At 73.2% G+C, this 24902-nt stretch carries 22 protein-coding genes and 1 pseudogene; 7 read left to right on the forward strand and 16 right to left on the reverse strand.

Annotation, left to right across the window (positions count from 1 at the left end):
- Positions 1 to 94: 94 nt before the first annotated feature.
- From AB0J53_RS01295 to AB0J53_RS01320, 6 genes and pseudogenes are all read right to left on the reverse strand, one after another.
- Entirely contained in the window at positions 95 to 1669 is a 1575-nt protein-coding gene (locus tag AB0J53_RS01295) for an NADH-quinone oxidoreductase subunit N (protein ID WP_364167758.1), read from the reverse strand.
- Complete coding sequence (locus tag AB0J53_RS01300; RefSeq protein WP_364168531.1) at positions 1666 to 3513, reverse strand: NADH-quinone oxidoreductase subunit M; 1848 nt, start codon at positions 3511 to 3513, stop codon at positions 1666 to 1668. Before AB0J53_RS01300 ends, AB0J53_RS01295 begins: the two co-directional genes overlap by 4 nt.
- A 43-nt stretch (positions 3514 to 3556) precedes the next feature.
- Positions 3557 to 5545: an NADH-quinone oxidoreductase subunit L gene (locus AB0J53_RS01305; protein ID WP_364167760.1), complete on the reverse strand. Its 1989-nt coding sequence runs from the start codon at positions 5543 to 5545 to the stop codon at positions 3557 to 3559.
- Between the two features lie 314 nt (positions 5546 to 5859).
- Positions 5860 to 6183, reverse strand: a pseudogene (gene nuoK, locus AB0J53_RS01310) (NADH-quinone oxidoreductase subunit NuoK); the annotation flags it as partial.
- Positions 6183 to 6857: an NADH-quinone oxidoreductase subunit J gene (locus AB0J53_RS01315; protein ID WP_364167762.1), complete on the reverse strand. Its 675-nt coding sequence runs from the start codon at positions 6855 to 6857 to the stop codon at positions 6183 to 6185. The pseudogene nuoK and the gene AB0J53_RS01315, both read right to left, overlap by 1 nt.
- Complete coding sequence (locus AB0J53_RS01320) at positions 6857 to 8365, reverse strand: 4Fe-4S binding protein (protein WP_364167764.1); 1509 nt, start codon at positions 8363 to 8365, stop codon at positions 6857 to 6859. Before AB0J53_RS01320 ends, AB0J53_RS01315 begins: the two co-directional genes overlap by 1 nt.
- A gap of 151 nt (positions 8366 to 8516) precedes the next feature.
- Between AB0J53_RS01320 and AB0J53_RS01325 the strand changes: the two genes are divergently transcribed.
- Both AB0J53_RS01325 and AB0J53_RS01330 read left to right on the forward strand, forming a co-directional pair.
- Positions 8517 to 9773 (forward strand): protein kinase, encoded by a 1257-nt coding sequence (locus tag AB0J53_RS01325; protein WP_364167766.1) that lies wholly within the window; start codon positions 8517 to 8519, stop codon positions 9771 to 9773.
- A 293-nt stretch (positions 9774 to 10066) separates the two neighbouring features.
- On the forward strand, positions 10067 to 10471 hold the full coding sequence (locus AB0J53_RS01330; protein ID WP_364167768.1) for a VOC family protein: 405 nt from the start codon (positions 10067 to 10069) through the stop codon (positions 10469 to 10471).
- A 132-nt stretch (positions 10472 to 10603) separates the two neighbouring features.
- Here the strand turns inward: AB0J53_RS01330 and AB0J53_RS01335 are convergent, their stop codons facing one another.
- From AB0J53_RS01335 to AB0J53_RS01355, 5 genes are all read right to left on the reverse strand, one after another.
- Positions 10604 to 10972, reverse strand: a complete 369-nt coding sequence (locus AB0J53_RS01335; protein WP_364167770.1) for a sulfurtransferase TusA family protein — start codon at positions 10970 to 10972, stop codon at positions 10604 to 10606.
- Between the two features lie 342 nt (positions 10973 to 11314).
- Positions 11315 to 12082 carry a GNAT family N-acetyltransferase gene (locus AB0J53_RS01340; RefSeq protein ID WP_364167772.1) on the reverse strand — a complete coding sequence of 256 codons (768 nt, stop codon included), beginning with the start codon at positions 12080 to 12082 and terminating at the stop codon, positions 11315 to 11317.
- Positions 12083 to 12086: 4 nt separating this feature from the next.
- Positions 12087 to 12761: an NAD(P)H oxidoreductase gene (locus AB0J53_RS01345; RefSeq protein ID WP_364167774.1), complete on the reverse strand. Its 675-nt coding sequence runs from the start codon at positions 12759 to 12761 to the stop codon at positions 12087 to 12089.
- Positions 12762 to 12847: 86 nt separating this feature from the next.
- Entirely contained in the window at positions 12848 to 13852 is a 1005-nt protein-coding gene (locus AB0J53_RS01350; RefSeq protein WP_364167776.1) for an NADP-dependent oxidoreductase, read from the reverse strand.
- Entirely contained in the window at positions 13833 to 14450 is a 618-nt protein-coding gene (locus AB0J53_RS01355; protein WP_364167778.1) for an NAD(P)H-dependent oxidoreductase, read from the reverse strand. The genes AB0J53_RS01350 and AB0J53_RS01355 overlap by 20 nt, the downstream gene beginning before the upstream one ends.
- Before the next feature lie 128 nt (positions 14451 to 14578).
- On the opposite strand from AB0J53_RS01355, the gene AB0J53_RS01360 reads away from it, so the two are divergent.
- The 3 genes from AB0J53_RS01360 to AB0J53_RS01370 all read left to right on the forward strand — a co-directional run bounded on the left by AB0J53_RS01360 (position 14579) and on the right by AB0J53_RS01370 (position 19898).
- The gene (locus AB0J53_RS01360; protein WP_364167780.1) at positions 14579 to 17755 is read left to right on the forward strand and encodes a BTAD domain-containing putative transcriptional regulator; all 3177 of its coding nucleotides are present in this window, start codon (positions 14579 to 14581) and stop codon (positions 17753 to 17755) included.
- A gap of 108 nt (positions 17756 to 17863) precedes the next feature.
- Positions 17864 to 18781, forward strand: a complete 918-nt coding sequence (locus AB0J53_RS01365; protein ID WP_364167782.1) for a zinc-binding dehydrogenase — start codon at positions 17864 to 17866, stop codon at positions 18779 to 18781.
- 97 nt (positions 18782 to 18878) lie between these two features.
- Entirely contained in the window at positions 18879 to 19898 is a 1020-nt protein-coding gene (locus tag AB0J53_RS01370) for an ABC transporter permease (RefSeq protein ID WP_364167784.1), read from the forward strand.
- On the opposite strand, the gene AB0J53_RS01375 is transcribed toward AB0J53_RS01370, so the two are convergent.
- The 5 genes from AB0J53_RS01375 to ndhC all read right to left on the reverse strand — a co-directional run bounded on the left by AB0J53_RS01375 (position 19899) and on the right by ndhC (position 23217).
- The gene (locus AB0J53_RS01375) at positions 19899 to 20783 is read right to left on the reverse strand and encodes a hypothetical protein (protein WP_364167785.1); all 885 of its coding nucleotides are present in this window, start codon (positions 20781 to 20783) and stop codon (positions 19899 to 19901) included. It lies immediately after the preceding gene.
- A gap of 46 nt (positions 20784 to 20829) precedes the next feature.
- Complete coding sequence (gene nuoH / locus AB0J53_RS01380; protein ID WP_357584616.1) at positions 20830 to 21771, reverse strand: NADH-quinone oxidoreductase subunit NuoH; 942 nt, start codon at positions 21769 to 21771, stop codon at positions 20830 to 20832.
- Positions 21764 to 22294: an NADH-quinone oxidoreductase subunit C gene (locus tag AB0J53_RS01385; protein ID WP_364167787.1), complete on the reverse strand. Its 531-nt coding sequence runs from the start codon at positions 22292 to 22294 to the stop codon at positions 21764 to 21766. The genes nuoH and AB0J53_RS01385 overlap by 8 nt, the downstream gene beginning before the upstream one ends.
- Positions 22291 to 22749 (reverse strand): NADH-quinone oxidoreductase subunit B family protein, encoded by a 459-nt coding sequence (locus AB0J53_RS01390; RefSeq protein WP_364168533.1) that lies wholly within the window; start codon positions 22747 to 22749, stop codon positions 22291 to 22293. Before AB0J53_RS01390 ends, AB0J53_RS01385 begins: the two co-directional genes overlap by 4 nt.
- A 96-nt stretch (positions 22750 to 22845) precedes the next feature.
- A complete protein-coding gene (gene ndhC / locus AB0J53_RS01395) occupies positions 22846 to 23217 on the reverse strand; it encodes an NADH-quinone oxidoreductase subunit A (protein WP_219504607.1) in 372 nt (123 codons plus the stop codon).
- 84 nt (positions 23218 to 23301) lie between these two features.
- On the opposite strand from ndhC, the gene AB0J53_RS01400 reads away from it, so the two are divergent.
- Positions 23302 to 24768 (forward strand): polysaccharide deacetylase family protein, encoded by a 1467-nt coding sequence (locus tag AB0J53_RS01400; protein WP_364167789.1) that lies wholly within the window; start codon positions 23302 to 23304, stop codon positions 24766 to 24768.
- 33 nt (positions 24769 to 24801) lie between these two features.
- On the forward strand, positions 24802 to 24891 hold the full coding sequence (locus AB0J53_RS01405; protein WP_357584620.1) for a putative leader peptide: 90 nt from the start codon (positions 24802 to 24804) through the stop codon (positions 24889 to 24891).
- Positions 24892 to 24902 lie beyond the last annotated feature (11 nt).

A 24902-nucleotide genomic window follows, 5' to 3' on the forward strand; every position in this document is an offset into this window, starting at 1 on the left:
CTCCAGCGTTCCCCGCCGCCCCCACCGGCCACGCACGAGACGAAACCCTGCGTAAGGGCCGCCCCTCAGGCGAGCGCGAGACGAATCGGCGGCTTCAGGTCACCGTCGTCATGTCGAGCACCAGTTGCGGCGCGGCCGAGAACAGGACCGCCACCGCCACCGCCACGCCGATCGCCGCCCACACCGCCGGAGCCGACCGGGGCGCGACCACCGCCTGAGCCGCCCCCTCCCGAACGGCTCCCCCTATCGCAGTCACAGGGACGAACAGCCGTGCCGTCCAGGCGACGTAGTAGTACAGCCCGATCACCGTGTTGACGGCCATCACCACCGCCAGCCACCCGGCCCCGCCGTCGACGATCTCCCGGAACACCACGATCTTGGCGAACAGCCCCGCCAGCCCCGGCGGCAACCCCGCCAGGCACAGCAGGCAGAACGCCAGCGCCAACGCCGCCACCGGACTGCGGAACGCCAGCCCCCGGTAGTCGTCGAGCTCGTTGCGCCGGGCCACCCGCGAGACGAGCATGACCACGGCGAACGCCCCCAGGTTCATGGCGGCGTACATGACCAGGTACGCCACCGAGGCCCCGGCCCCCGTCCCGGCGGGCGCCACCGCGAGCGGGGCCAGGATGTAGCCCGACTGGGCGACCGACGACCAGGCCAGCAGGCGTACGGCGGAGCGCTGGCGCATGGCCAGCAGGTTGCCCGCCGTCATGGTGAGCGCCGAGAGGATCGCCACGATCGGCACCCAGGCGCCCGCCTGGCCGGGCAGGGCGGTGACCAGGACGAGGATGAGCCCGGCGAACCCGGCGGCCTTCGAGATCACCGACAGCAGCGCGGCCACCGGGATCGGCGCGCCCTGGTAGACGTCCGCCGCCCAGGCGTGGAACGGCACCGCCGCGATCTTGAACGCGAAACCCGCCACGACCAGGACGACCCCGACGGTGACCACTCCCGGCAGGCCGTGCTCGGCCCCCAGCACGGCCGCCCCCAGGACAGACGCCCCCGCGCCGGAGCGGCCGGGCGCCGCCGCCTCACCGCCGAGCACCGCGCCGAGCCGGTCCAGGAAGACGCTCCCCCCGATCCCGTACAGCAGCGACACCCCGAACAGCATGACGGCGGTCGACACCACGGACACCAGGAAGAGCTTGACCGCGGCCTCCGAGGAACGGCCGTCGTAGCGTTTCAGCGCGGTGAGGGCGAAGACCGGGAGCGAGACCAGTTCGAGCGCCACGACGAGCATGATCAGGTCGCGCGAGGCGGGCAGCGTGACCGCGCCCACGAGGGTGCACAGCAGGAGGAAGTACCACTCCCCCACCGGGATGTCGCCCCTGGCCAGCTCGGTCATCGACATCAGCACGACCACCACGGCCGCCACCAGCACCAGCCCGGCGAGGATCAGCGTGAACCGGTCGACCACGTACGAGCAGCCCCCGCCCGGGGCGTTCAGGCCGGGCGGGACGCAGAACGTCGACAGCGCCGAGCCGCCCCTGACCGCCTGCGCCACCACGAACCCCAGCGCGACCAGCACCCCCGCCAGCGTGACCAGCCCCAACGCCGGCCTGACCCGCGGCCGGGCGGGCAGGAAGGCGTCGAGCACCAGCACCAGCCCGGCGAAGAGGGCCAGCGTGAGGGGCGCCGCGATGGCGAAGTAGTCGATCTCCTGGATCATGACAGGGCCCCCAGCAGGTTCTGCACGGCGGGCGTGGTGAGCGAGAGCAGCAGCTTGGGCCAGAGCCCGAACAGCACGGTCAGCACGATCAGCGGCACCCACGCGACCAGCTCGTACCGCTGCACATCGAGCATCCCTGCGGCGGGCGAGCCCTCGTCACGTCCAGGTGACCGGGCCTGCTCCGGCTGCGCTTCCAGCGGTTGTACGGGGCGTTCGTCCGGCGTCTCCCACCCGGCCGCGTCCCCGGTCACCTCGGCAGTCGCCGAAACGGCGGCGGCCCGCTCGTCAAGCCCCGCACCGGCACCCGCGCCCGCCGCCACCGCGTCGCTGCCCGCGCCCGATACCACCGCGTCACTGCCCACGCCCGTCGTCACCGGGGCGGAGCCTGGACCTGCGGGGACGGCGGGGGCAGTGGGGGCAACGGGGACGCCAGGGCCAGCGGGGACGGCAGGGCCAGCAGGGACTGAGGGGACGCCGTGGGTGACGCGGGACAGCATCACCAGGAAGTACGCCGCCGTCAGCACCGCCCCCAGCCCACCGATGACCATGAACGTGAGGAACAGCCCCCGAGGCAGCCCCCCGCCCGGCTGGAAGGCGCCCAGAAGCGCCAGCATCTCCCCCCAGAACCCCGCCAGCCCCGGCAGCCCGAGCGACGCGATCGCGGCGAACGTCAGAACCGCCCCGAGGTGCGGCAGCGTCGCCAGCATGCCGCCACCGAGCGACGGCATGTCGCCCGTGTGGTAGCGATCCTTGATCCCCCCGGCCACGAAGAACAGCAGCCCGGTGATCAGCCCGTGCGCCACGTTGGCGAACAGCGCGCCGTTGATGCCCACCGTGGTCAGCGTCGCGAACCCCAGCAGCACGAACCCCATGTGCCCGACCGACGAATAGGCGATCATGCGTTTGAGGTCGCGCTGGGCGAGGCAGGCCAGCGCCCCGTAGACGATGCCGACCACCGCCAGCGCCCCCAGCCAGGGCGCCACCGCCACCGCGCCCTCGGGCAGGATCGGGATCGCGATCCTGGCGAACCCGTAGGTGCCCATCTTCAGCAGCACCCCGGCCAGCAGCACCGAGCCGACCGTGGGCGCCTCGGTGTGCGCGTCGGGCAGCCAGGTGTGCAGCGGCCACATGGGCGTCTTGACCGCCAGCCCGATCCCGATCGCGGCGAACGCCAGCACCTGCACCGCCCGCGGCATGCCCGCGCCGTGCGCGTCGCCGAGCGCCACGATGTCGAGCGTGCCGGTCTGCGCCCAGACGAGCAGCAGCCCGAGCAGCATGACGACCGAGCCGAGCAGCGTGTAGAGGATGAACTTGACCGCCGCGCGCCGCCGCCCTTCGCCGCCCCAGACGGCGATCAGGAAGTACATGGGCACGAGCACGATCTCGAAGAACACGAAGAACAGGAGCAGGTCGAGCGCCAGGAAGGTGCCGATCATGCCGACTTCGAGCACGAGCAGCGTGAACACCAGCGCCCTCGGCCGCGCCCCTCCCGGCCGCGCGCTCAGGAGCTGCCCAGGCCGCCTGCCGCCGCCCCAGCCCAGGTAGGCGAAGCAGAGGAACGTCAGCAGCGCCGTCAGCACCACCAGCGGCAGCGAGATCCCGTCGACGCCCAGGTGGAACCGCAGGCCGAGCCCCGGGATCCACGGCTGGTCCACCGCGAACTGAGGCCGCGCCGCCTGCCCATGGTCGAACGCGGCCAGCATGACCACGGCCAGCACCAGCGTCACCCCGGACACGATCGGCCCGTAGATCCGCAGCACCGGCCGGAGCGCGCCCGGCGCCACCAGCAGCGCCACGGCCCCGGCCAGCGGCACCGCGATCAGCGCGACCGACACCCAGCCCATCATGCGACCACCGCCCCGCCGGGCGGGACGGCCAGGTCAGGAGTCATGTGAACACCACCGCCCCCACCGCGATCAGCAGGACACCGGCCAGCAGGCCGCTCACGTAGAGCTGCACGTTGCCGTTCTGGGCGAGCTTCAGCATCCCCGACAGCCCGTACGCCGACCGGCCCGAGCCGCGCACCGCGCCGTCGACGACCGTGTCGTCCGTCCTGACGACGAGCCTGGACAGCCACACGACAGCGCGTACGAAGATCGCGGCGTACAGGCTGTCGACGTAGAACGCCCGCTCGCACAGCACCCGGAGCGGCCCGAGCAGGCGTGCCGGGTCGGCCACGGGGTCGGCCCGCCAGGCGGCGTACACCACGCCGGCGCCGAGCAGCGCGAGGGCGACGCTGGTGGCGGCCACCGGCACGTCGAGGTGCACCCCGCCGGCGAACCCGAGCAGCAGGGCCGGCACCGCGAGGATCACGACGGGCACGAGCATCGTGCGCGGCGCCTCGCGGGTGTCGATGACGTGGGCGGTGCCGGGTTCGGGCTCGGGGAGCGCGACGGTGCGCGTCGGGCCGAAGAAGGTACGCAGCCAAGCCCGCGTGGCGTAGGCGCCGGTGACGGCGACGGTCGCGAGCGCGCAACCGTACAGGAGCAGCGCGGCGGCGTCGGCGAGGCCGCCCGCGAGCGCGCCCTCCATCGTGACCAGCAGCGCGTCCTTGCTGAAGAAGCCGCTGGCCGGAGGCAGGCCCATGAGCGCGGCGAACCCGACCGTCGTCGCCGCGAACGTGACCGGCAGCTCGCGTCGCAGCCCGCCCATCCGCGTCATCAGGTTGGAGCCGACGTGGTGGATGACGACGCCCGCGCACAGGAACAGCAGCGCCTTGAACGCGCCGTGCGTGATCAGGTGGAAGATCGCGGCGGTGTCGGAGCCGGCCGCGAGCCCGCCGGCCATGTAGGCGAGCTGGCTGACGGTCGAGTAGGCGAGAACGCGTTTCAGGTCGTCCTGGGCGAACGCGGCCAGCGCCGCGCCGAGCATGCCGAGCGCGGCCAGCACCGCGAGCACGTCGAGCGTCGGCCGGGCGGCGGCGAAGGCCGGGAACAGCCTGGCCACGAGGAAGATGCCCGCGGCGACCATGGTGGCGGCGTGGATCAGCGCGCTGATCGGCGTCGGGCCCGCCATCGCGTCGGGCAACCAGGTGTGCAGCGGCACCTGCGCGCTCTTGCCGGCGACGCCCGCGAGCAGCAGCATCGTCGCGGTGACCAGCGTCGCGGCGGACATCTCGGGCACCCGCGCGAGCACGTCGCCGATCCGGAAGCTTCCCGCGCCCATCCCGAGCACGAAGATCCCGAACAGGAACCCGACGTCACCCAGCCGCGTCACCAGGAACGCCTTGACCGCTGCGCGCGAATTGCCGCGATCTTCCCACCAGTGCCCGATGAGCAGGTACGAGCACAGGCCCATGACCTCCCACCCGACATAGAGGACAAGAAGGTCACCCGCGTAGACCACCAGCAGCATGGCGGCGGTGAACAGGCTGATGAACGCGCTGTAAGACGGGTAGCGGGGATCGTCGCGCAGGTAGCCGATCGAGTAGACCTGCACGGCCAGCGCCACGGCCGTGACCAGCACCCCGAGGAGGCCGGACAGCGCGTCCGCCTGCAGGGTGAGCGAGATGGGCACGCCGCCGGTCTCGATGGTCCCGTACGTCTCGCCCACGGCTGCCGGCGTTCCCGTGCCCGTCAGGAACCCGAACCCGTGCCCCCACGCCACCCACGCGGCCAGCACCGCCGAGGCGGCCGTCGGCACGACCGCGATCCACCCGGCCCGCTGGTTGGCTAGCCGATCGGCCCGCCGATTGGCCCGCCGATCGGCCGGCGCCGATGCGCCCGCCGCGTCGTTGCCGCCCCGGCCGTCATGGTCATGCCCTGGGCCTGGCGCCCAGGCTGGGGATACGCGGCCGTGGGGCCATCGGGACAGCAGGAGGCCCGCGGCGGCGGCCAGGAAGGGCAGCAGTACGGCCAGCAACGGGAAGGTCGTCACGGCGTATCCCCTCCTCGATCGACCCGACGCCCATCGCCCCGCACAGCCGAGCCGCCCTCGGGGCCGCCCGGAGCCGGTTGATCGTTCGTGCGCTGCGGGGTGTTGTCCGAACGCGGGGCATCCGCGCCGGTCAGGCCGTCACCGGGCACCCCTGGACCGGCCGGCCCGCCCTCCCGGGAGCCCACGCCGGGCGAACCACCCGCCGGAAGGTTCGCGCCAGGCGGACTGTCGGCATGGGCGCTGGTGCTGGTCAGGGCACCGCTGTGGGCGGCGGAGCGTACGAGGCGGTCGTCGGCGGGGGCTTCTTCGTACGTCTCGGAGGGCGGATCGGCAGGCTCCGCGAGGTCGCGCAGATGGTCGATGTCGACGGTCCGCCGGTTGCGGTAGAGGGCGAGCACGATCGCCAGCCCGACCCCCACCTCGGCCGCGGCGATCACGATGACGAACAGCGTCAGCACCTGCCCGCTGTGCAGCAGATCGCCGAGCCACACGTCGAACGCGACCAGGTTGAGGTTGACGGCGTTGAGCATCAGCTCGACCGACATCAGCACCAGGATCGTGTTGCGCCGGGCCAGCACACCGTAGACGCCGATGGAGAACAGCAGCGCCGACACGACAGCGGGGTAGACGATGTGCATCAGAGCCCCCCGTCCATGCGGCGCGGCCCGTCGGCGGCCTCTCCCCCGGGCGGAGCCGCGGAGGCGTCGGGGCGTCTCAAGGTGCCGGGCTCGGAGGGATCCGAAGGGGCGGACGGGTCGTCCGTACGGGATCCGCCGGAGTTGCCGGAGATGTCGGTGCGGGACAGGACGATGGCGCCGATGAGAGCCGCCAGCAACAGCACGGAAAGCGCCTCGAACGGCAGCACCCACGTGCTGAAGATGCTCCCGCCCAGCTCACTGGCCGCGCCCGCGCCGGGGGTGAGCGGCGAGTAGGCCATCCGGAACGCGTCAATCACCACCGTGACCAGGACCGCCGCCGTCGCCACGGCCACCACGGCCGCCGTGACCTTGTTGCGGCTGTCGAGGTCGGTCGAAGGGCCGATCGGCGCACGGGTCAGCATGATGCCGAACAGCAACAGCACCACCACGGCGCCCACATAGATGAGCACCTGCACCCACGCCACGAACTCGGCCGTGAGGACGAGATAGCAGCCCGCCAGGGCGCCGAAGGTCAGCACCAGCCAGAGGGCGGCATGGACGAGTTGCCGCGTCGTGACGACGAGCAGCGCCGATCCGACTGCCACAGCGCCCAGGAGCAAGAAGATGATCTCCTGCCCGGTGGGCGACAGGTAGGAGGGCACCGCTTCGGTCACTACTCCTCCTCGGTCTCCCTCGACTGGTCAGGGTCGAGCCGCCCAGGTGGACGGATGGAGCGTGGATCGGCCATCCTGCGCCTGCGTGGGCTCGTGCCAGAAGTTTGCCCCCGTGGACCGGACGCCGGACCCGGTTCCTCCGCGCCTGTGGAAAACTCTCCCTCGGCGGGCGCGCCTGTGGATGACGCCTCGCCGGTCGCCGCCTCGCCTGTGGATGAATCGCCGCCGCCGGGCGCATCACCGGTGGCGTCCCTGTCCGAGGACGAGCCCGTGCCGGCTCCCGGCGTGGCGGGCGCTTCCCCTTCCGCGGACCCGGCCGCAGGGGCTTCCCCTTCCGCCGAACCGGGCGCGGTTTCCTCTCCCGTCGGCGCAGGTGCGGAAGTCTGGCCTGCCGCCGGAGGGCGGGCGGGGGGCTCGCCTGGCGCAGGGTGGCGGGCGGCGGTCTCGTCGGTCTCCGGACCGGGCTTGTCGGGCGTGGGGCTCTCGGGACGGGACGGCAGCGCGCCAGGGGGGCGGATGCCGCGTACGTTCGCCATGGAACGGCGCGGACGGCCACGGGCGGGCTGGTCCTGGCCGGGCGGGGTTCCGGCGCCTGGAGTGGGCTGTTCGGGCGCTTCCTGCGGGGCCGTGCCGGTGGTGTCCTGGCGGGATGCGCCCGCCTCGGAGCGTGGGGTGTCACCGGCGTCTCGCGCAGGCGCGGCACCGCCGGTGACCTGGGAGGACTCCGCGTCGCCGGGCTGGGGACGGCCGCTCGGAACGGCGGCTTCTCCCGACGCATCGCCGCGCCCGGCAGGGCGGCCGGGGCCTGCGTCCGGCGCTCCGGGCGTGCCAGGTCGAGCGGCGCCCGGGGTTCGGGCCGTTCCCGATGGGCCGTCCGAGGTTTCGGGCGCTTCCGGGGAGGCGCCCGGGGTTCCGGTCGCGCCTGGCTTGTCCGCGGATCCGGCCGCTCCCGGGCGGGTGGCCTCGGCGCCGCCCGTACGAGCGCGGGGGGCGGCGGGTTCGCGTGCGGGGCGGCGGGGGGCCGCCGTGAGCTCCTTGGGGGGCTCGGCGCCCGGGTCGTGGGCGGGAGGCGGCGGGACGGTTTCGACCCAGGTGGCGAGCCTGTCCTTCTCGTGAAGAAGGTTGCGGATGTCCCCCTCGGCGTACTCGAACTCCGGCGACCAGAACAGGGCGTCGAACGGGCACACCTCGATGCAGATGCCGCAATACATGCACAGGGCGAAATCGATGGCGAACCGGTCGAGAACGTTGCGCTGGCGGGCACGGCCGCCTTCAGGAGCCGGGATGGTCTCCTTGTGGGAGTCGATGTAAATGCACCAGTCGGGGCACTCCCTCGCACACAGCATGCAGGAGGTGCAATTCTCCTCAACGAGGGCGATAACCCCTCGACTGCGCGGCGGCAGGGCAGGCTTGACCTCGGGATACTGCTGAGTGACGGATTTGCGCAGCATGTGGCGAAGGGTGATGGTCAACCCCTTTGCCAGCCCTACGCCGGGAATCCGCGCCATGGTTCAACATCATGGCGCACTTGGCCGCGCACGTGAATGAGCAAGCGCGTTGTCCCCAGGTTTTCCACAGCTATCCACAGGCTGGCGGACAGTTATCCACAGGAAGGCGTCACGCCGGATTTGTGCAAGTAGGGAGCGATAGTCTCTCGCCATGTCGTACGGCCATCCGATCCGTCCCAGCGCAGGCGCCTGGACCGCTTCCGTGGTGTGGGCCGTTCTGTCGCTGATCTCGTGTGGTCTGGCGACTCCGTTCACGATCGGGTTCGCGGCGTTCTGGCTGCGGAGCGTGTGGCAGTTCGTCGCCGCGTGCGCCTACGGCGTCTGCATCGGCGCGTTCGTGGTGTCGCTGATGACGTACGACCAGGCCGAGGACATGCCCGAGCCGCTGGGCACGATCATCTCGCTGATGTTCGTGGGGGCGTGGGTGAGCGGGGTGATCCACTCGGGCATCCTCGTGCCCGCGATGGCCAAGGCCCGCCACTACCGGCCCGTCCAGCCCCACCCTCCGTCCTACGCGCAGCGCGGCCCCGCCCATCACCCGCACGGGCCCACCCTCCAGCAGCACGGCCCAGCTCACCGGCAGCACGGGCCGTCCATCCACCAGCGCACCACCTCGCCCTCCTACCAGCACCGCCCCGGTGAGCCCGAGTGGATCGGGCACTATCGGGTGGTGCGTTCGCTCGGGCGCGGCGGACAGGGCGCCGTCTACCTGGCGACCGCGCCCAACGGGGTACGGGTGGCCGTCAAGGTGCTGCACGACCTGGTCGACGAGACGGCCAGGGCCCGGTTCGCCAGGGAGGTGGACTCGGCCCGCCGGGTGGCGACGTTCTCCACGGCCCGGGTGCTGGATGTGAGCATTTCTGGACAGTTCGCGTACATCGTGAGTGAGTACGTGGACGGCCCGTCCCTGGAGCAGCTCGTACGCAACCACGGCCCCAGGGATGAGGACAGCCTGACGCGGCTGGCGTTGTCCACAGCCGGTGCGCTGGCGGCTATCCACAAGGCGGGGGTCGTCCATCGTGACTTCAAGCCGAGCAACGTGCTGATCGGCAACGACGGACCACGAGTGATCGACTTCGGCATCGCGCGGGCGCTCGACCAGGTGACGATGACGTCCGGGAAGATGGTCGGCACGCCGCCGTACATGTCGCCCGAGCAGTTGTCCGGTGAGCAGGTGGGGCCCGCGTCGGACGTGTTCAGCTGGGGCGTGACGATGATGTTCGCGGCGACGGGGCGACCGGCGTTCGGGGAGGACAGCGTGCCGGCAGTCTTCAACCGGGTGCTCACGCATCATCCGGACTTGTCGCCGTTACCGCCCTGCATTCGCGGGGTCGTGGGGTCCTGCCTGGCCAAACGCCCCGACGACCGACCCAGCGCCTCGGACGTGATGCTGGCCATCGTGCACTGACCCAACCGGGGGCTCAGTGCCGTGGGGCTCGGTGCCGTGGGGCTCGGTGCCGTGGGGCTCGGGGCTGGGGCTCGGGGCTGGGCTTGGGGCCGGGCAGGGGCGGGGGACCGGGCGTGGGCTGAGGTCGGGCTGGGGATGGCGGGTTGGGGTTTGGGCATGGGGGCGTAAGTTTCGGGGTTGGGTGTCGTGTGGGGGTGCGGGCCGTTCGTCTCTTGGGTGAGGGATCGACGGCAGGCGGAGCTGGGACGGGACGTTCGGCAGCGCTTGCCGCAGTCACGACCTGGGGAGGACCCATGCGACCCGCGCTCAACACCATTGACATCATCGTCTCGGACATGGAGGCGTCGATCGCCTTCTATGCCAAGCTCGGGCTGGAGTTCAAGCTTGACGCCGCCTCGCCCGAGCATGCCGGGTGCGACCTGCCCGGCGGGCTGCACGTGATGCTCGACACGGAAGGGTTCCGTACGCCGTTCCTGCCGGGCTGGAGGGCTCCGGAGGGCGGGCCGCGTACGCTGCTGTGCTTCGAGTTCGAGTCGCCCGCCGAGGTCGACGCCAAGTACGCCGAGCTGGTCGGGGCCGGTTACCGGGGGATCGCCGAGCCGTTCGACGCGTTCTGGGGGATGCGGTACGCCACGGTGGCCGACCCGGACGGGGGCGGGGTCGACCTGTACGCCTCGCTTGCGGCGCAGGCCGACTGACCTCGTACCGACCGATGGGCCGGTCAGGGGGGTCGGTCAGGGGGGTCGGTCAGGGGGGTCGGTCAGGGGGGTCGGTCAGGGGGGTCGGTCAGGGGGGGGTCGATCAGGGGGGGTCGATCAGGGGGGGGTCGGTCAGGAGGGGGTCGAGTGCCAGGGGGCCTGCGGGTCGGTGCGGCGGGCGTCGGCCTGGACGCTGACGGCGTACGTGGGGCGGTCGTTGCCGGGGACGGGGCCGAGGTAGTGGTGGCCGGTCAGGTGGCACCAGGCGGGCAGGTCTATCGGCGCGGCCGGGTCGGTGGCGATCAGGTGGACGACGGTGCCGGACGGCAGGTCGGTCACCAGGCGGCGCAGCTCGATCAGCAGTTGGACGCAGCGGCGGTCACCGCCGTCCAGCACCACCGGTCCGGGCTGGGCCTCACTGCCGCCGCTGCCCCTGACGTCGTCGCCGCCGGCCGGGGCGTCGTCGTTCATGGGGGTGTCGTTCATGCCGCTTTCGGTCATGGGGTCCCTTTTCGTACCGGCACCGATTCTGCCCTGCTGGGTTCCATCCTGCCGCCGCCCGTCAAGCCGTCGCCGCCCGGCCCACCGCCGTCCGTCCCCGCGTAGCGCAGGCGCGTACTGGGCCATTGTGATCACGTACCCGGTCCCGGTGGCCCCCACGTGGCTGGCGGGGGTGCGTCGCGGCGTGCGGGTGCTGGGGTGCGGGTGCTGGGGTGCGGGTGCTGGGGTGCGGGTGCTGGGGTGCGGGTGCTGGGGTGCGGGTGCTGGGGTGCGGGCGCGGGTGCGTCGCGGCGCGCGGGTGCGGGGGATGCGGTGACCGGCGCGTGAGCGGTGGGCGGGGCGTCAGGGGTGCCAGGTGTACGGGGTGGTGGTGGCCAGGTGGTGGAAGCCGAGGCGTTGCAGGATGGGGCGGCTGTCGTCGGAGGCGTCCACCTGGAGGTACTCGTAGCCGCGCTCGGCCGCGATGGCGGCGCGGTAGGCGATGAGCGACCGGTAGATGCCGCGCCCGCGCCAGGCTTCGACCGTGCCCCCGCCCCAGAGGCCGGCGAAGTGGGTGCCGGGGTTCAGTTCGAGGCGGGCGGCGCTGACCGGGGTGTCACCGGCCATGGCGAGGACGGCGAAGACCCGGTCCGGCTCGTCGGCGAGCTGCGCGGTCAGGCTCGCCATGAGGCGCGCCGAGTCGGTGCCGAACGCCTGATCGTGCACGGCGGCCATCAGAGCAACGTCGTCCGGGCCGGTCACGGGACGCAGGTGGATGCCGTCGGGGACGGCGGCATCCGGCAGTTCCGCGACGCGGGCGACCATGAGCGCCTCCGGCGGCTCGGCGGTCAGCCCGGCTGCCAGGAGCCGGTCCGCGAGGTCGGCGGGACGGTCGTAGTCGTAGAGCTTCCACTCGAACGGACGGCCCAGCTCGGCGAAGTACCGGAGCTGGGCCGCGATCGTGGCATCCGCGGTGGAGGTGTCCAGGTCTGACCAGATGATGCCGTTCCAGGCGTCTCCGGTCGTCCGGATCACGCCGCCGATCCGCTCCACGCGGCTGCCGGGGCCGTCCGGTTGCGCGCCCTGCCGGAGTTCGCGGTCGAACAGGGCAAGCGTTTCGTCACGATCCATCCGCTCACTTCAGCAGGAGGGCGTCGGCGGCGGCAACCTGATTTCCAGCGGCCACGGCCGCCTCGGCCTCGTCGAGGATCCGGCTCACGTGGGCGTCGTCGGCGGCGGCGTCCGGGACGGTGGCGTATACGAGGTGTACGGACGCGCCCGGGATGCCGCAGAAGGCGGAGATGCCCTGGGCAAGCTGCTGGGTGAGCAGCTTGTCCCAGCCTGCCGAGGTGAAGTGCTCCTCGGAGTAGCCGGCCAGGCCGATCCAGGTCATCCGTTTGCCGGCCAGGCGACCCGGGGGGCGGACGCCGTACGCGAAGCCGTAGTTCCACACCCGGTCGATCCAGCCCTTGAGCATCGCCGGCAGGCTGAACCACCAGACGGGGAACACCACCACGATGGCGTCGGCCGCCTCGATCCGGCGCATGTGCGCCTCGGTGTCCGGGGTGTACGTCTTGCCGCGGTCGTTCCAGTCGGGCTCGTCCTCGACGGGCATGCGGGGGTCGAAGCCCTCCGCATACAGGTCGAGCAGGTCGACCTCGTACCCGTCCCGCTCCAGGCGGGCCCGCGCCCGCCCGGCGGCGCGCGCGGTGAGCGAGGTGGCGCGCGGGTGCGCCACCACGAGCAGCGCACGCGGCGCACCGGCGGGACGGGCCTCCGGCACCTCCGACGAAATCGGCGCAGCAGTCACGGAAGGAGTCGGCGCAGCTTCCGACGAGGTCGGCGCAGCTTGCGGAGGAGTCGGCACCGAAGAGGCCGGCGCGGTTGGGGCGGGCATCAGAGCTTCACCAGCATCTTTCCGGTGTTGGCGCCGCGCATCATCGCCAGGAACGCCTCCGGCGCCTCCGCCAGCCCCTCGACCACGGTCTCCTCGGTGTGGAGCGAGCCGTCGGCCAGCCAGCCGGCCGCCTTGCCGATCCACTCGGGGAACAGGTGCAGGTAGGAGCTGATGAGGATGCCGCGCAACGTCGCGTTCTTGGCCGCCAGGCTGAACAGGTTGTGCGGCCCGGGGACGGGCTCGGTGGCGTTGTAGGCGCTGATCGCGCCGACCATGGCGATCCGGCCGCCCTCGCGGAGCGCGTCGATGGCCGCCACCAGGTGGTCGCCGCCCACGTTGTCCACGTACACGTCGATGCCGTCAGGCGCGGCCTCGGCGAGCTGGGCGGCCACGGACCCGGCCCGGTAGTCGATCGCGGCGTCGTACCCGAAGGACGACACGAGCTTGGCGGTCTTCTCCGGCCCGCCCGCCGAGCCGATCACGCGGGAGGCGCCGAGCTTGCGGGCGAGCTGCCCGGCGACGGTGCCGACCGCCCCCGCGGCGGCGGAGACGAACACCACGTCGCCCTCCCGGACGGGGGCGATCTCGGTCAGGGCGGCGTACGCGGTCAGCCCGGTCGTGCCGAGCGCCCCCAGGTACGCCTGCGCCGGGGCGAGCGTCGTGTCGGCGACGGTCGCGGCGGCGGCGTCCATGATCGCGTACTCGCGCCAGCCGAGGAAGTGCACGACGGTCGCGCCGATCGGGACGGCCGCGGAGCGGGAGGCGACGACCTCGCCGACGGCCGCCCCGTCCATGGGCGCGCCGAGCTCGAACGGCGGGATGTACGACTCGGCGTCGTCCATCCGGCCACGCATGTACGGGTCGACGGACATCCAGGTGTTGCGCACCAGGATCTGCCCGTCGGCCAGGTCGGGCACCTCGGTACGGGCCAGCTCGAAGTCGGACAGGACGGGCTCGCCGACGGGACGGGCGGCCAGGCGGATCTCACGGCTGACGAGGGACATGGTGATATCTCCAGTTCATGGGAAGGGTGTCGCGGGCGGCCCGCAGCGCGCGGGCCCACCAGAGGAGCCGGTCGAGCAGGTGTTCGGCGGCTGCGACGGGAGGCGGCCTGCCGTGGCGGAAGGCGAGCCCGCCGCTGACGGTGACCGCGTCGAGCGCGGCGAACACCGGGCGGAGCTGCTCCACGGCCGCCGTCCCGCCGCCGTCGTCCCCGTACGAGACGAACGCGACGGGCTTGGCCCGCCACTCGTCCCGGTACCAGTCGACGGCGTTCTTGAGCGAGGCCGGGAAGCTGTGGTTGTGCTCCGGGGTGACGATCACGAACGCGTCCGCGGACGCCAGCCACGGCGCCAGGTCCCGCACGGCGGGCGGCGCCACGGAGGGCCGCTCGCACGGGACCGGCGGCAGCCACGCCTCGGCGAGGTCGAGGACGTCCACGTCGACGTCCACGTCCACGCCCGTGCCCACGGCCGCGTCGGCTGCCTGGTCCCCGGGCGGGTGCTTGCGCAGGCCCGCCCGGCAGGTCAGCCAGTCGGCCGCGGCCGGGCCGAACCGGTCGGGCCCGACGCCGCCGATGACGATCGCCATCCGGATGTTCATGGCCCTACTGTGCGAGCCGGCGCGCACGGTTCACTGCGGGTCCGCTGGGGGCCCGCTGGGGGTCCGCTGGGGGCTCGCCGGGATCGGGGCCCGGCCTGCTGTAATAGCGTGGTCCGATGGAGTTCGGGGTGCTTGGTCCGCTTGCGGTGTGGGCGGCGGACGGACGGCAGGTCCGGGTGCCGGAGCTGAAGGTACGCGCGCTCCTCGCCGACCTGCTGGTCCACGAGGGGCGCCCGGTGCCGGCCGACCGGCTGGCCGACGACCTGTGGGGCGAGAACCCGCCGGGCAATCCCGGCAACACGTTGCAGACCAAGGTCTCGCAGCTCAGGCGGGCGCTGGAGCAGGCCGAGCCGGGAGGCCGCGAGCTGGTCTCCTACCAGCCCGCCGGGTACGCGCTCGGCACCCGGTCGGTGGACGCGCTGCGGTTCGCCGAGCTGGTGGGCCGGGCGCGGGCCGCCGGTGACGCGCGGACCAGGGCCGACCTGCTGTCCGACGCGCTGGCGCTGTGGCGGGGACCGGCGTACGCGGACTTCCGGGACGAGGAGTTCGCCAGGGTGGCGGCCGGGCGGCTGGACGAGCAGCGGCTTACGGCCGTCGAGGAGCAGGCCGAGGCCCGGCTGGAGCTCGGCGAGCACAGCCTGCTCGCGGACGAGCTGGCCGGGCTGGTGGCCGAGCATCCGCTGCGCGAGCGGCTGCGGGCGGCGCACCTGCGGGCGCTGTACCGGTCGGGGCGGCAGGGCGAGGCGCTGGCGGGGTTCGGGGAGCTGCGCCGGGTGCTGGACGAGGAGCTGGGGCTGGACCCGAGCCCGGAGCTGGCGGCGCTGCACCAGGCGATGCTGCGGCAGGATCCGGCGCTGGCCGCCGCCCCGGCGCCCGCGACCTCGGCGGCGCGGCCCCGCTCGAACCTGCCCGTCCCGCTGACGGAGCTGGTGGGGCGTGACGACGAGGTGGACGCGGCGGCGGGGCTGCTGCGCGAGGCCCGGCTGGTCACGCTGACCGGGCCGGGCGGGGTCGGCAAGACGCGCCTCGCGCTGGCCACCGCCGCGACGGTGACCGGCGCGTTCCCCGACGGGGTGTGGCTGGTCGAGCTCGCCGGGGTCTCCGGCGGGACGGAGGCCGTGGCCGAGGTGCTGGCGACCACCCTGAGCATCCACGACGAGCCCCCGATCAACCCCGGCCCCACCGCACGGGACGAGGCCACGGCCGACCCGCGCCCCGCCGCACCGGGCGAGGCCCCCGGGAACCACCGCGGGGGGCTGGTGCGGCGGGTGGCCGGGGCGTTGCGGGGGATGCGGACGCTGCTGGTGCTGGACAACTGCGAGCACCTGGTGGATCAGGTCGCCGAGCTGGCCGGGCTGCTGCTCGGCGCGGCGCCGGAGGTGCGGGTGCTGGCCACGAGCCAGGAGCCGCTGGCCGTGCCCGGCGAGGTGGTGCAGGCGGTGGCCCCGCTCGACCTGCCGCCGGACGGCGGTGCGGTGCGGGAGTCGGCCGCGGTCCGGCTGTTCGTGGCGCGGGCCGCGGCGGCGGCGCCGGGGTTCACGCTCGACGCGGGGAACGAGAAGTGGGTGGCGGCGATCTGCAGGCGGCTCGACGGGCTGCCGCTGGCGCTGGAGCTGGCCGCGACCCGGGTGCGGGCGCTCGGCGTGCGCGGGCTGGCCGAGCGGCTGGAGGAACGGCTGGACGACCGGTTCCGGGTGCTGGCCGCCGCCGGGCGCGGGCTGCCGGCCCGGCAGCGGACGCTCCGCGCGGTGATCGACTGGAGCTGGGAGCAGCTCGGCGAGCGGCAGCGGCTCGCGCTGTGCCGGCTGGCGGCGCACCCGGGCGGCTGCCTGCTGGAGGCGGCCGAGGCCGTGTGCGCGGGGCCGGGGCTGGACGTCGAGGACGTGCCGGACGTGCTGGTTCAGCTCGTCAACCGGTCGATGGTCGTGGCCGAGGAGCGGCCGTCGGGCGAGACGCGCTACCGGCTGCTGGAGTCGGTCGCCGCCTACTGCCTGGAGCGGCTCGCCGACGACGATCCCGTGTGGGCGCGGCGTGACGGCTACTACGTGGAGCTGGCCGAGCGGGCCGCGCCGCAGCTGTACGGGCACGGGCAGCGCAGGTGGCTGCGGCGGCTGGACGACGAGGTCGTCAACCTGCGGGCCGTACTGGACTCCCAGGTCGAGGGCGGGGGCGGCGGCGATGGCGAGGGCGGGGCGCGGCTGGCCGACGCGCTGGCCTGGTACTGGTACCTGCGCGGGCGGCACACGGAGGCGCATCGGGCGCTGTCCAGGGTGGCGGACGAGCGGACGGCGGCGTGGGAGGCCGGGTTCGCCCTGCTGACCGGCGACGGCGCCGGGCTGGCGGCGCGCGGCCGGGCCGCGCTGGCGCGGACCCGCGACCCCAGGAAGCGGTGGTTCCTGGCACTGGCGCACCTGAACTTCGGCGACGTGGCGGCGGCCGGGCCGCTGCTGGGCGAGGTGCTGACGGAGTTCCGGGCGCTGGACGACCGGTGGGGCGAGGCGGCGGCGCTGGCGTTGCGCGCCAAGCAGGCGGTGTTCCAGGGGGACTTCGCCGCCGCCGGGCGGGACGGGAGCCGGAGCCTGGAGCTGTTCACCGAGCTGGGCGACGGCTGGGGGCGGCTGCAGGCGGCCGACATGCTGGGGTACGTGGCGGAGATCGCCGGTGACTACGAGGAGGCGGGCCGCCTGCACCGGGAGGGGCTGCGGGTGGCCGAGGACCTGCGGCTGTGGACGGACGTGTCGTACCGGCTGTCCAGTCTGGGCCGGGTCGCGCTGCTGACCGGTGACCTCGCGCGGTCCCGGGAGTTCCACGAGCGGGGGATGCGGCTGGCGGGCGAGCAGTCGAACCGGTTCGCCGAGGAGTTCGCCCGGATGGGGCTGGGGCTGGTGGCGCGGCGGGCCGGTGATCTGGACGGCGCGCAGCGGCTCTTCGAGGAGTCGCTGGCCTGGAACCTGCGGCTGGAGGCCGACTACGGGGTGCCGTTCTACGGGCTGACGCTGCTGATGGCGGAGCTGGGGTTCGTGGCCGAGCTGCGCGGCGACGCGGAGGCGGCCGGGGCGTACCACCGCCGGGGGCTCGACGCGGCGCGGGAGGGCGGCGATCCGAGGGCGATCGCGCTGGCCCAGGAGGGGCTGGCCGGGGTGGCGGCGCTGGAGGGCGCGTACGAGGAGGCGGCGCGGCTGCTGGCGGAGGCCGCCGCGCTGAGGGAGTCGGTGGGCGCGCCGCTCCCGGCGGCCGAGCGCGGCGACGTCGACAGGATCGCCGCCCGCGTCCAGGAGCGTGCGCGGACCGTCAGCGGTCCGTGAGGGCCGGACGAGAGGCTCGTCGCGTCGATGAAACCCGGCCGAGAGAACGCGGCCGACGCTGCACGGCCGGCGAAGCACGGCCGCTGCGGCACGTGAGAAGGAGCGACGATGCGAGCCCTCGTCTACGACCCGGCGGCGCCCCACCGGCTTTCCCTGGGGCAGGCGCCCGATCCCGAGCCGACGCCCCGGCAGGCGCTGGTGGAGGTCGCGGCGGTCTCGTTCAACTACGGCGAGATCGCCTTCCGGCCGGCCGACGGGCGGCCGGGGCACGTCTCCGGGTGGGACGCCGCCGGGGTGGTGGTGCGGCCGGCCGCCGACGGGTCGGGGCCGCCCGCCGGCACGCCCGTGGTCACGTTCGGCTGGTCGGGCGCCTGGGCGGAGTTGCGGGCGGTGGACACCGATGAGCTGGCCGTGGTGCCGGACGGCGTCGACCTGGGGACGGCGGCCGCGCTCCCGGTGGCCGGGGTGACCGCGCTCCAGGCGGTGCGGCTGCTCGGGCCGCTGGTCGGGCGGCGGGTGCTCGTCACGGGCGCCTCCGGCGGCGTGGGCCGGTACGCGGTGCAGCTCGCCGCGCGGGCGGGCGCGAGCGTGGTGGCGTCGGTGGGCAGCCCGGCCCGCGGGGAGGGGCTGCGCGAGCTCGGGGCGGCCGAGATCGTCGTGGGGCCGGCGGCGATGGCCGGACGGGTGCACGGCGTGGTGGACAACGTCGGCGGGCAGCAGCTCGCCGAGGCGTTCAACCGGCTGGCGGACGGCGGCGTCGTCCAGGCCGTCGGGATGGCCTCGCGGGAGCCGACGCTGATCGACTTCGAGGAGGCGCGGACCCGGGTGGACCGGGGCCGGTTGGAGACGTTCAACCTGGCCACGCCACTGGGGGACGACCTGGCGTACCTGGTCGGGCTGCTGGCGCGGGGCGAGCTGGACGCGCAGGTCGGCTGGCGGGGGCCGTGGGAGCTGGCGCTGGAGGCGGCGGACGCGCTGGTCGGCCGGCGCGTCGCGGGCAAGGCGGTGCTGGACCTGCGGGGTTGACGCATCCCCAAGAGGTTGACGCACCCCTGCTAGGTTGACGCATCCTTGACGGCCTGGCGCGTCCGGGCCGGTCGGGCTGCGGGTATGCGACCAGGTGATGTCCACGAAGATGCCCCGCGACCCGCGAGGGGTGCGGGAGCTGTGGTCGGCGTTCGTCAACTCGCCGTTCCTGCCCGCGACCGTGCTGGTGTTCATCCTGGCCGCCGCGGCGGGCCTGTTCGCGGGCTCGTACACGTACGCGATGGCCAGGCCGGCGCCGCACCGGATCCCGGTCGCGGTCGTCGGCACGGGTGACGCGGTGAAGCGGGCGGCGTTCGTGGCGGGGATGGACGGGGCTCTGGACGCGGCGCTCGACCTGCGGGAGTTCTCCACGTACGCGGGGGCGGCGCGGGCCGTGGAGGAGCAGCGGGTGTTCGGCGTCGTGCGCGTGTACGGGGACCGGGCGTGGCTGGACGTGGCGGGTGCGGCGGGCGCGTCGGTGGCGCAGTTGCTGGCGGAGGCGGCGCCGAGGGTGGGGGCGCGGATCGGCGTGGCGGTGACGGTGCGGGACGTCAAACCGCTCCAGCGGGGCGATCCGCGCGGGCTGGCGCTGTTCTACATCTCGCTGGCGGCGGTGATCATCGGGTTCGTGGGGGCGATCCAGCTCAGCGTGCACGCGCGGGGGCTCAAGCCGCTGGAACGGATCGGCTTCACCGCCGCCTACGCGCTGGCGGGCGGGTTCGCGATCGCGGCCGTCGTGGACTGGCTGCTGGGGGCGCTGTCGCTGCCGTTCGTGGAGTCGTGGCTGATCCTGGCGTTGACGATGTTCACCTCCGGGATGGTGTTCACCATGTTCAACACGCTCATGGGCCGGTGGGCGATGGTGCCCACGTGGGGCGTGATGGTGCTGATCGGGAACCCGTCGTCGGGCGGCGCGGTGTCGTGGCCGCTGCTGCCGTCGCCGTTCGGCACGATCGGGCGCTGGCTGCCGCCTGGCGCGTCGGTGAACGCCCAGCACACGGCGGTCTACTTCGGCGGGCACCAGCACCCGCTGCCGTTCCTGGTGCTGGCCGGGTGGGCGGCGGTGTCGTGCGCGGTGTTCTGGACGTGGCGGCACCGGCACCCGGGCGGGCGGTGATCAGGGCAGCGCCTGGGGGCAGGCCCTGACGAGGTCCAGGTACTCCTGCCTGCTGATCCGGTGCACGGCCAGCCGCAGGCCGTGGCGTTCGGTGAAGCGTCGCAGGGCCTCGGGCCGCCAGGGGCCGGGGATGTGGCGCAGCGGCCGGTCGCCGTGGTCCAGGAGGAACAGGCCGCGCAGGTCCTCGTGCTGGTAGATCAGCAGGCTGTTCAGCCGTTCCAGCGCCACGTCGGGGATGTCGTGCCCGAGGCGCAGCCATTCGCCGCGCACGGACAGCGGTCCGGCGATCTTCCCGGTGCGGGTCCGGAGCCGAAGTAAACCCTCTCTGACCGGGCGGAAGGCGAGCAGCGCCGGGCTGAGTGCCATTCCCAGCCATTTCACCTCGAAGTGGTCCACCACCGCCCTGAAGACCGTCGCCGCGACCCGCCAGGCGACGTAGCCGCCGACCGAGACGAGGTAGGCGGTCGCGGCCAGCGTGATCAGCGCGCCGCCGTAGACGAGCGGCACGCGCCACCTGTGGAGGGCGCCTCGGGGGACGCCGCGCAGGCGGCGCCAGCCGGGGGCGCGCCCGGCCAGCATCGTGCGCGCCCGCGCCGCCCGGTCGCGGCCGCCGTCGAGCACCGGGACGCCCAGCCCGCGCACGTGCTGCGGGTTCCACTCCCCCGGCAGGTCGGCCAGCACCAGGCCGTCGGCGTCGAGCACGGCCAGGCCGGTGACCCGCCGGTCGACCGGATGGGACTCGTCGTAGTCGTAGTGGTAGATCGAGGACGGCCCGGTCATCCGTACGGACTCGCCGGAGGCGGCGTCCGTGGCGGTCAGGGTCTCGCCGTCCCAGGTCAGCTCCGTGAGCGGGCGCTGCCGCCGCCCGTGCAGGGTCAGCCGCACGCTTGATCACCCCCACCCTCACGACGTGCGGGAGGAACCGGAAGTTTCAGATCAGGACCTTGACCACGCCGGTGAGGGCGAGCTGGAGCAGCGCCAGGGGCACCAGCACGGCCCAGGCGAGCTTCTGCAACTGGTCCTCGCGCAGGCGGGGGAACGTCACCCGCAGCCAGATCACCACGAACGCCAGCAGGAACATCTTGACCAGCGTCCACGCCCAGCCGGGCAGCAGCGGCCCGTGCCAGCCGCCGAGGAACAGCACGGCCGTCAGGAACGACAGCACCACGATCCCGGCGTACTCGGCCAGCATGAACAGCGCGAACCGCATGCCGGTGTATTCGGTCATCGGCCCCATGATGATCTCGGACTCGGCGATCGGCATGTCGAACGGCGGCCTGCGCAGCTCGGCCAGCCCCGCCAGGAAGAACACCACACCGCCGACGGCCTGCCACGGCAGCCACCACCACTGCCACGCCTCGACGATGCCCGGCAGCGACAGCGTGCCCGCCGCCATCGCCACGGAGGAGGCGGCCAGCACCAGCGGCAGCTCGTACGCGACGAGCTGGGCGGCGGCGCGCATGCCGCCGAGCACCGAGTACTTGTTGGCCGACGCCCAGCCCGCCATGATCGCGCCGAGCACGCCGACGCCCATGACCGCGAGCACGAAGAACAGCCCCAGGTCCAGGTCGACGCCCACGAACCCGTCGTCGAACGGGATCGCGATCAGCACCAGCAGGTAGGGCACCAGCGCCACCCCGGGCGCGATCATGAACACCCGCCGGTCGGCGGCGGCCGGGATGACGTCCTCCTTCTGCATGAACTTGACGCCGTCGGCGATGAGCTGCGCCCAGCCGTGGAAGCCGCCCGCGTACATGGGGCCGAGCCGCGACTGCATGTGCGCCATGACCTTGTGCTCGGTCTGCCCGACGATCAGCGGCAGCGCGAGGAAGGCGATGAGGATGACGGCGAAGTGCAACACCACGTCAAGCATCGGGCGTCGCCCCCCAGTCGGCCGGGACTCCCGGCGGCAGCGTCTTGCGGCGGCTCGGGGCGCCGTGGCCGGACTCGCCCGGCTCCTTCGCGCCGGGCCACTGCTTGGCGACCCGGGCGGCCAGGATGAAGTCCTTGCGCAGCGGATGCCCTTCGAACCCGTCGGGCAGCAGCAGCGGCACCAGGTGGGGGTGTCCTTCGAAGATCACCCCGAACATCTCGTACGTCTCGCGCTCGTGCCAGTCGGCGCCCCGGTAGACGCCGACGGCCGTCGGCAGGCGCGGGTCGGCGCGCGGCACCCGGGTGCGCAGCAGCAGCCGTTCGCGGGTGGCGGGGTTGTAGACGTGGGCCACGACGTGGAACTCGTCGGGCGGCTCGTCGACGCCGGTCAGCCAGTCGAAGAAGGCGTATCCGAGCTCGTCGCGGACCCGGGTGAGCAGGGCGATCCAGTCGCCGGGCGCGACGTCGACGACGGTGTCGCCGAAGGAGTCGGTGACCTGGGCGTGCTCGCCGAAGCGGGTCACCTCGCCTCCCCGGAGGGCAGGTAGCGGTCGCCGAGCCGTTCACCGGAGATCTTCTCCTGGAGCTTCATGATGCCGTAGAGCAGGGCCTCGGGCCGGGGCGGGCAGCCGGGCACGTAGACGTCGACGGGGACGATCTGGTCGACGCCGTTGGTGACGCAGTAGGAGTCCCAGTAGGGGCCGCCGGTGTTGGAGCAGGCGCCGAACGAGATCACGTACTTGGGGTCGGGCATCTGCTCGTAGAGCCGTTTGACGGCCGGGGCCATCTTGTCGGTGACGGTGCCGGAGACGATCATCAGGTCGGCCTGGCGCGGCCCGTTGGCGAACGGGATCACTCCGAACCGGATGAAGTCGTGCCTGCTCATCGAGGTGGCGATGAACTCGATGGCGCAGCACGCCAGCCCGAAGTTGAACACCCACAGCGAATAGCGCCGTCCCCAGTTGAGCACGAACCGCATCGGCTTGGGCGCCAGCCGGGAGATCGGCCCCACCGTGGGCATCGGAAGATCCGTCGCTGCCATGTCTGCCATTGTTGCGCGGATCGGGGTCGAGAGCTATGTCCAGGTCAGGACGCGCTTGCGCCAGGCGTAGAGGATGCCGAGGGCGATGAAGCCGAGGAAGACGAACATCTCGGCCAGCGTGGTCAGGCCGTAGCCGGGCGCGTCGAAGATCGTCGCCCAGGGGAAGAGGAAGACCGCGTCGACGGCGAAGACGACGTACAGGTAGGTGAAGACGTAGTAGCGGACCTGCGACTGGGCCCAGCCGTCGCCGACGGGGTCGACGCCGCACTCGTAGGAGGTGAGCTTGTCGGCGGTGGGGCGGGCGGGGCGGAGCAGGCGGTTGATCAGCATGGCCCCGGCCACGATCGCGACCCCGATCGCGAGCAGCGCCGCGACCAGCAGGTAGGACCCGTAGTAGCCGTCCATTCCGCGATGGTAACCCAGTCAAAGCTAACGCCCTATCCCCCCAAAATAGGGCAAACAGTATGATCCGCCGCATAGTGTGCATGCATGCCCAGATTGCGATTGCTCGGTGGGATCGCGCTGCTGACCGTCTCCGCCACTGGATGCGGGATGGCCGCGGCCGCCCCCGACCGGGAGGCCACGGTCCCCGCGGAGCCCACCAGGATCGACTTCGTCGACCCCGCGACCGTGGCCGGGCTGGCCCCGCGCACGCTCACGGAGGGCGAGAGCGCGGGACGCCACGTGCACATCAGCTACCCGGAGCTCCCGGGCGCGGCGCGGCTCAACGCGCTGCTGCGCCAGGAGGCCGAGCGCGAGCTGCGCGACTTCCACGACACGACCTCCGCCGTCGACAGCCTGCCCCGCCCCGAGCTGAACGTGGACTGGCAGCTCGCCGCCGCCGGCGACGTGGTGGGCGTGCGGCTGCGCACCGGCGAGTACCGGGGCGCCGACTGGGGCAACGCCACCCGCACCTTCTGGTACGACCGCCACACCGGCCGCGCCACCGGCTCGGCCGGGCTGCTGGCCGGGACCGACGCGCTGCGCGAGGTCTCCCGCCTGGTCAGGAACGGCCTCAAGGAACGCGGCCCGGACGTGGACCGCGACCAGGTCTCGGCCGAGCGCGGGAAGCTCGACTCGATGGCCTTCAACTCCGACGGCGACCTGGTGGTGGAGTTCGACGACTGCCAGATCGGCCCCTGCTCGCTCGGCCGCCTCGCCGTCGCCGTCCCGGCCGCGAAGGTCACGCCGCTGCTGTCGCCGACGGGCCTGCGCGCCCAGCAGTCCGTACGGGAGTCCGCGCGGCAGGTGGCGCGGGCCGCCTACACGCCCAAGCGGTCGGTACCCGCCGCCGCCAGCGACCGCGCCGGCACCGTGGACTGCGCGGCGGTCAAGTGCGTCGCGCTGACCTTCGACGACGGGCCGGGGCCGTACACCGCCGGGCTGCTCGACGTGCTGCGCGAGGCCGGCGCCAGGGCCACGTTCTTCCCCGTCGGCAGCGGCGTCGCCGCCGAGCCCGAGCTGCTGCGGCGCATGCGTGACGAGGGGCACCTGGTCGGCAACCACACGTGGGACCACCGCGACCTGTCCAGGCTGCCCACCAGCAAGATCGCCGACCAGCTCGGCCGGGCGGGGGACGCCGTCGCCGCGGCCATCGGCCAGCGCCCCACGCTGGTGCGGGCGCCGTACGGGGAAGTGAGCCTGGACGTCAGGAACGTGGCGCGCGAGCGGAAGCTGTCGCTGGTCGGCTGGGACGTCGACAGCCGCGACCGGCAGGGCGGCGACGCCGCGGAGATCACCGCGCGGACGGTCCGCCAGGCGCGTCCGGGGGCGATCGTGCTCATGCACGACCTCGACCGCACCGCCGTCGACGCCGTACCGGGCATCCTGAAAGAACTTCAGGGGAAGGGATACGCGTTCGTCACCGTTCCAGAGTTGTACGGAACGGCCGGCATGCAAGCTGGACGCGTCTACACGTCGGGAATCGGGCCCTCACGCAAGGAACCCCTGACGTAGGAGAACCGACGGGGGGACGTATAGTTGGCGGCTGTGACCCGAACCGTCCTCTTCGAACGTCTGCATGTGGATCTCTGCAGGCTCGCGTCAGGGCTGTGTCGTCGTTCTCCCACCTCTCCCTGAATTCCCACCGC

It is taken from the genome of Nonomuraea sp. NPDC049725 (genome assembly GCF_040674795.1).
GTDB classification, from domain to species: domain Bacteria; phylum Actinomycetota; class Actinomycetes; order Streptosporangiales; family Streptosporangiaceae; genus Nonomuraea; species Nonomuraea ceibae.

Coding starts and splice junctions, on each gene's coding strand:
- AB0J53_RS01295 (WP_364167758.1), bottom strand. CDS start 1,669: ATGATCCAGGAGATCGACTACTTCGCCATCGCGGCGCCCCTCACGCTG.
- AB0J53_RS01300 (WP_364168531.1), bottom strand. CDS start 3,513: ATGGGCTGGGTGTCGGTCGCGCTGATCGCGGTGCCGCTGGCCGGGGCC.
- AB0J53_RS01320 (WP_364167764.1), bottom strand. CDS start 8,365: ATGGCGCGGATTCCCGGCGTAGGGCTGGCAAAGGGGTTGACCATCACC.
- AB0J53_RS01325 (WP_364167766.1), top strand. CDS start 8,517: ATGTCGTACGGCCATCCGATCCGTCCCAGCGCAGGCGCCTGGACCGCT.
- AB0J53_RS01330 (WP_364167768.1), top strand. CDS start 10,067: ATGCGACCCGCGCTCAACACCATTGACATCATCGTCTCGGACATGGAG.
- AB0J53_RS01335 (WP_364167770.1), bottom strand. CDS start 10,972: ATGACCGAAAGCGGCATGAACGACACCCCCATGAACGACGACGCCCCG.
- AB0J53_RS01340 (WP_364167772.1), bottom strand. CDS start 12,082: ATGGATCGTGACGAAACGCTTGCCCTGTTCGACCGCGAACTCCGGCAG.
- AB0J53_RS01350 (WP_364167776.1), bottom strand. CDS start 13,852: ATGTCCCTCGTCAGCCGTGAGATCCGCCTGGCCGCCCGTCCCGTCGGC.
- AB0J53_RS01355 (WP_364167778.1), bottom strand. CDS start 14,450: ATGAACATCCGGATGGCGATCGTCATCGGCGGCGTCGGGCCCGACCGG.
- AB0J53_RS01365 (WP_364167782.1), top strand. CDS start 17,864: ATGCGAGCCCTCGTCTACGACCCGGCGGCGCCCCACCGGCTTTCCCTG.
- AB0J53_RS01370 (WP_364167784.1), top strand. CDS start 18,879: ATGTCCACGAAGATGCCCCGCGACCCGCGAGGGGTGCGGGAGCTGTGG.
- nuoH (WP_357584616.1), bottom strand. CDS start 21,771: ATGCTTGACGTGGTGTTGCACTTCGCCGTCATCCTCATCGCCTTCCTC.
- AB0J53_RS01390 (WP_364168533.1), bottom strand. CDS start 22,749: ATGCGGTTCGTGCTCAACTGGGGACGGCGCTATTCGCTGTGGGTGTTC.
- ndhC (WP_219504607.1), bottom strand. CDS start 23,217: ATGGACGGCTACTACGGGTCCTACCTGCTGGTCGCGGCGCTGCTCGCG.
- AB0J53_RS01400 (WP_364167789.1), top strand. CDS start 23,302: ATGCCCAGATTGCGATTGCTCGGTGGGATCGCGCTGCTGACCGTCTCC.